We start from the raw sequence: 5239 nt of genomic DNA on the forward strand, positions 1-5239 counted from the left end.
GTCACGGAACTTTCGCACCTGCACTGTCGGCATCATCGCATCCTTCGTGTCGGGATAATCCCACATTGCATGATGTGGTGATATACCCACATTAGGGCATGTCGGGATATTCCCACAACGTGCAGAACACAACGTAGGGAACGCTATACGCGGACACAGATTTGTCGAACGGTCTCCACATTATTCACGCAGGTTGTGGATGCCGTGACCCCACCGAGGCGTTGCACGGCTCGCTGAAAATCTCCGTACCAATCCCGACGAAGTAGGCCGATGCGTAGCGATCGTCGACGCCGGTAGTGCCCTCGCCTGAAGTCTCGCCCAGCACCCGATCGCGCATGGTCTTCGTGGCAAGGTAGTGCGCGACGAGCCTGACCCAGTCCTCGCCTATCGGATTCGCCAGCGACTGGTCGGCCAGCATCACGATGCCGCCCACCCCCGCGCGAACACTCCACTGCTCACAACAGCTTGCGAGCCGTCGCCCACACCGTGAGTTCGTGACGGGATGACAGCTGCAGTTTGCGCAATACGGCCGAGACGTGGCTTTCCACCGTCTTGATGGAGATGAACAGGTCTGTCGCGACCTCTTTATAGGCGTAGCCGCGAGCGATAAGACGCATCACCTCACGCTCCCGGGCAGAGAGGCGGTCGAGTTCATCGTCAGTCGAGGCTTGCTCCCCCGCGACAGCGCCGAAGGCATCGAGCACGAATCCTGCGAGTCGAGGCGAGAACACCGCATCCCCGCTCGCCACGGCGGCTACCGCTCGGCTGACCTCAGCCCCGGAGCTGCCCTTCGTGATGTACCCACGCGCACCCGCCCGGATCACCCCGACCACATCAGCTGCCGAGTCAGACACGCTCAGCGCGAGAAACCGCACCGAAGTGAGCAGCTCACTCGACGCCCGAATGACCTCGGCACCCCCGCCGCCCGCCCCGCCCGGCAGGTGCACGTCGAGCAGCACCACGTCGGGCCGCAGCCGAGCAATCAGCGCAACCGCCTCGTCGACCGTCGCAGCCTCCCCGAGAACCGCAACCGAGGCATCGAGGTCCGCCCTGAGTCCCGAGCGGAAAATCGAATGGTCGTCGACGATCACCACCGTGGTCATTGCTGTGCCTCCAGGTGCAGGTGCACCTCTGTCCCTGTGCCGCCAGCGCCGGGTCGTACCGTCGCAGAACCGCCGACCCGCGTCATCCTGCCCATGATTGATTCCCGGATGCCCAGCCTGTCGCTCGCCAACGCCTCCAGATCGACGCCCGCACCTCGGTCGCGCACCCAAATGTCTATCCCGGACGGCGTGGTCTCGAGATAAACGGAAACCTCGCCACCGGCGTGCTTCGCGGCATTGAGCATGGCCTCCCGCGATGCGGCGATGAGCGCGGCGACCCCCGGCACAGACTCCCCGGTGGCAACCACCTCGATGCGAACCGCGTAATCGAGTTCGATCGCCGCGGCCACCTCCCGCAGCTCGGCAGAAAGGTCGGCGGCAATCGGCGCATCCCCGAGAAAGAGCCAGTCCCTCAGTTCGCGCTCCTGCGCCCTGGCGATGCGGGCGACCTCGCTCGACGACCCGGCACGATTCTGGATGAGCGCCAGGGTCTGCAGCACCGAGTCATGCAGGTGCGCGGCTAACTCTGCCCGCTGCTCCTCACGGACGCGGGTGGTGCGCTCCGCCATCAGGTCGCTCCACAGCGCGACGACACGAGGGGCAATCAGCAGGGCAGTGCCGAGCACGACTATGCCAACGGCGAGCACGGCATTGATCGCGGTCGGGCGCACGAGGAGCACCCCGACGCCGCTGGCCAGCAGCAGAGCAGACGAGAGCGACCGCACTCCCACGCTGTATCCGCGCGAACGGTTCGGGTCATGCCTGTCGAACGCCAGGCTCCAGGCCACCGCAGCGGCGCTGGAGAGCGTGAGCCCCAGAAGCGCGGGGGTGACGAGAACGGGGCTCGCGCCAACCATTACGCTGCCCACGACCAGGGTGCACAGCGCGGCGATCCCGACGAAGATCGCGGCCATGGGAGCCGCCCGCTGAACCTGCGCCGAGTCGTCGCTTTCCGTCGGTGCCAGCGGAACAAGAGCCCATAGCCAGAGGTACAGCAGAATGCCGGCTCCACCCAACAGCGCGAGCACGATCGCGAGCAGGCGCGTACGCCCGGTCGTCCAGCCCAGGTGGAGTGCAAGACCGGCACACACTCCACCGACCACAACGCGGCGCGGGCGACGCAGCTCTACCCGAAGCGCCACGGTTGTCATGCCTGCATCCAAGCAGGTTTTGACGCTCGTCGAGTGCGGAATCAGGGTGCAGTCAGGGTGGTCACCCATGGCGGACACTTCGGAGCGAGGCCACTATCGAACTATGGCAGCACAAACCAAGCCCGACGCAGACCGCATCCACGACGAAGAAGGTACGGCCGAACCGACGCCACCCCCGCCCACCAGGAGACACCGATTTTTTGGCTGGATGCGCTCACTGGGTATCCAGCGTCAGGCCGGGTGGGCCGGCGGCGTCTGTTCCGGTGTCGCGGCGCGGCTCGACATCGACCCTCTCATCGTGCGCGGCATGGTCGTCGTGGTCGCAATTCTCGGAGGACCCGCGTTCATCATCTATGCGGCGGCGTGGCTACTACTGCCCGATGAAGACGACACCATCCACCTCGAGAACCTGGGCCGCGGCCGGGTGGAGTCACCGATCGCGGGCATCGGCGCTCTGGTTGTGCTCTCCATGCTGCCGATGGCGCAGGGATTTTGGTACCTTGGCTCCTCCTACTGGGGCGCCCCGGCCTGGGGTTACGACCTGGGCCGTGCCCTCTGGACGATCGTGCTTCTCGGCGCCGTCGTCACCTTCGTCGTCTGGATCGCTCGCCGGGCTGGCCGAAACGAACCGCCCACGAACTCGTCGCCGGTCTTGTGCCCCGCAACGACCGACGGCCGACCAGAGACAATTCCAGAACCCACAATTCCGGATGCCTCGGCCTCCAGTACAACGCGGGTCTCAGCACCCCCGCCCGCGGCCCCCGCAGCTGACGCGTCGACGGAAGAGCTCATCGCTTGGCGCGAACGCCAGGCATTGTGGAAGCAGCAGAACCGGGACTTCAAGAGTGCTGAAGCCGCCAGCCAGCGCGTCGTCCGCCGACAACGGGCCGCGGAGTACCGGGCGCGCGCTCGGGCGTCCTCCGCCGAATCCGCCGAGCGCCGCCGACTGCGCAGGCTCGCGAATCCGGTGCTGTCGGCTCCCACCGTGCTCGCGGTGGTGGGTGCTGCGATCCTCGGCGGCGGACTAGCCGCAGCAGCAGCGTCGTTGGGCTCAGCATCATCCAGTATCGGGATTGCCATCGGGTTCGCTGTCGCGGCGGTCATCATGGGGACCGCCATCATTGTCGGCGGTGTCATGCGCCACCGAAGCGGCTTCCTGGCGTTCCTCGCCGGCGTGACGCTGATGGTCGCGCTCGTGTCGACGGCGATACCGACCGAACGCGCCCTTCTGCCACCCATCGGTTACGGCGTCGGCATCGGCAATTACGTGCAACCCTTCGGCACGGCGACAGTAACCACATCTTCGGGAATACCTGAGGGCACCACAGACATTCTGCAGGGCAATGGTTCGGTAAGCATTGGGGTCGAAGAAGGAACGGCCGCGATCATCCAGGTGGCCTCGTCATCAAGCGTCGTGACGGTATGGACCAGCACCGAGCAGCAAGACGGTGGTATCGAAATGGTTCCGAGCACGATCAACCCCGGATCGACAACACAAGACGGGGTGCAGCGGTGGGAGTTCACCGTGGGCGACCCTGATGCCAGACAAATTCGCACGATCCGCATCTGGCAGAACAGTGGGTACGTCGAAATCACTGACAACAACCTGCAGCAACCTGAGGAGTGACACCGTGACAAACGTTGAACCCGATTCCGCGGAATCCACTTCGAATCCGGTCACGCGACCACGCGTCAGGTTCGGCACCATCAGCTGGGGCTTGATCGTCGGGCTCGGCGGCTTGGCGTTACTGCTGTTGCTGCTCACTCCCGGCGCGCGCAGTCAGCTTGTGCAGTGGGTGTGGGGGCTGGATGCCGCCACTGTGGTTCAGCTAGTCGCAGTTATGTGCGGCGCGATCCTGTTGCTCCTGGGCGTGCTGGCGTTGGTTCGCCGGCGACAGTTGCGCAAGGTGCAGTGAGCAGGGTGCGGTGAGCACGATGGAGTTACCCGTCAACCTGATTTCGCCCGTAGATGGATGCGCTTTCCCTGTTTGCTGAAGATGGCCAGGATCTCGGCGGGGCCAGGCCCGGCAGACTTCAGCCAGTGTGGAGTCCGGGTGTCGAACTCCGCTGCTTCGCCCGCGCCCATGATGATGTCGTGGTCGCCGAGAATGAGCCGGAGCCTGCCGGTAAGCACGTACAGCCATTCATAACCGTCATGCACTTTAGGATCCGGGGCCTCGCCCGGCCTCGGTGATGGGAACGTTATTCGTGCCGCCTGGGAGGGCGAGGCATCCGGCGACAACTGCTCGAACGTGACCTCGTCGATGCGTCTCGTTCTCTTCGGGATGCGGGGGTCGGGAACGCTGCGCGGCACCAGATCGTCGAGCTCGAGTCGCAACGCCCGGGCCAGCGGCACCACCAACTCGAGGTTGGGCGCACGCTTGCCCGCCTCGAGCCTGGAGATGGTGCTCGGCGAGATATCGGTGAGCGCAGCGAGTTCCCCGAGCGTCAGGCCGCGTTTCTGCCGCCAGCTCCTGAGCCGGGGGCCAATTTCGTGCAGGGCGGGGTCTGGCATCGAGGCTCCTTGCCAATTCGGCACAATTATTTGCCTTTATGGTAACCGCACGATCACCCTTAAGCTATGACTTCAGTTGACAACACCCCCTGGGATGTCGTAATTGTGGGCGGCGGCTCGGCCGGTCTCAGTGCGGCTCTTGTTCTCTCGCGAGCCCGACGACGTGCGCTCGTTCTGGACTCCGGAACCCCGCGCAACCGCTTTGCGCCTCACCTGCACGGCGTGCTCAGCCGCGACGGTTATGCGCCACTCGATCTCGTCGCAGACGGGCAGCGAGAGGTGCGGGCCGCCGACGGCGTGATCGAGTTCGGGACGGCGGCATCCGTTACTCGACACGGTGATTTCTTCGAGCTCGCAACAGACGACGGGCGCCGGTATCGCACCTCGAGGGTGGTGGTGGCCTCGGGCCTTCGTGACGAGCTTCCGGCTGTTCCGGGGCTTGCTGAACAGTGGGGTCGAGGCGTAGTCGC

7 protein-coding genes are annotated in these 5239 nt (G+C 65.1%); 3 read left to right on the plus strand and 4 right to left on the minus strand.

Translation table 11 applies throughout. The annotated features are described in order from the left end of the window. Nucleotides 1-184: 184 nt before the first annotated feature. Genes RMN95_RS04495 through RMN95_RS04505 form a run of 3 tightly spaced genes read right to left on the minus strand, consistent with a single transcriptional unit; the run spans nt 185 to nt 2254 of the window. Nucleotides 185-433 (minus strand): hypothetical protein, encoded by a 249-nt coding sequence (locus RMN95_RS04495; protein ID WP_309615758.1) that lies wholly within the window; start codon nt 431-433, stop codon nt 185-187. A 22-nt stretch (nt 434-455) separates the two neighbouring features. Then, on the minus strand, nt 456-1103 hold the full coding sequence (locus tag RMN95_RS04500) for a response regulator transcription factor (protein WP_309615759.1): 648 nt from the start codon (nt 1101-1103) through the stop codon (nt 456-458). Continuing rightward, nucleotides 1100-2254, minus strand: a complete 1155-nt coding sequence (locus tag RMN95_RS04505) for a PspC domain-containing protein (RefSeq protein WP_309615760.1) — start codon at nt 2252-2254, stop codon at nt 1100-1102. Before RMN95_RS04505 ends, RMN95_RS04500 begins: the two co-directional genes overlap by 4 nt. Nucleotides 2255-2357: 103 nt before the next feature. On the opposite strand from RMN95_RS04505, the gene RMN95_RS04510 reads away from it, so the two are divergent. Then, nucleotides 2358-3881, plus strand: coding sequence for a PspC domain-containing protein (locus RMN95_RS04510; RefSeq protein ID WP_309615761.1), 1524 nt, complete (start codon nt 2358-2360; stop codon nt 3879-3881). A 4-nt stretch (nt 3882-3885) separates the two neighbouring features. After that, entirely contained in the window at nt 3886-4170 is a 285-nt protein-coding gene (locus RMN95_RS04515) for a hypothetical protein (RefSeq protein WP_309615762.1), read from the plus strand. A gap of 32 nt (nt 4171-4202) precedes the next feature. Here RMN95_RS04515 and RMN95_RS04520 read toward each other — a convergent pair whose 3' ends face one another. Continuing rightward, entirely contained in the window at nt 4203-4769 is a 567-nt protein-coding gene (locus tag RMN95_RS04520) for an XRE family transcriptional regulator (RefSeq protein WP_309615763.1), read from the minus strand. Between the two features lie 66 nt (nt 4770-4835). Here RMN95_RS04520 and RMN95_RS04525 point away from each other — a divergent pair. After that, the coding region (locus RMN95_RS04525) for an NAD(P)/FAD-dependent oxidoreductase (protein WP_309615764.1) at nt 4836-5239 on the plus strand (404 nt) is incomplete at its 3' end.

This window comes from Salinibacterium sp. (assembly GCF_031364185.1).
Lineage (GTDB): Bacteria > Actinomycetota > Actinomycetes > Actinomycetales > Microbacteriaceae > Rhodoglobus.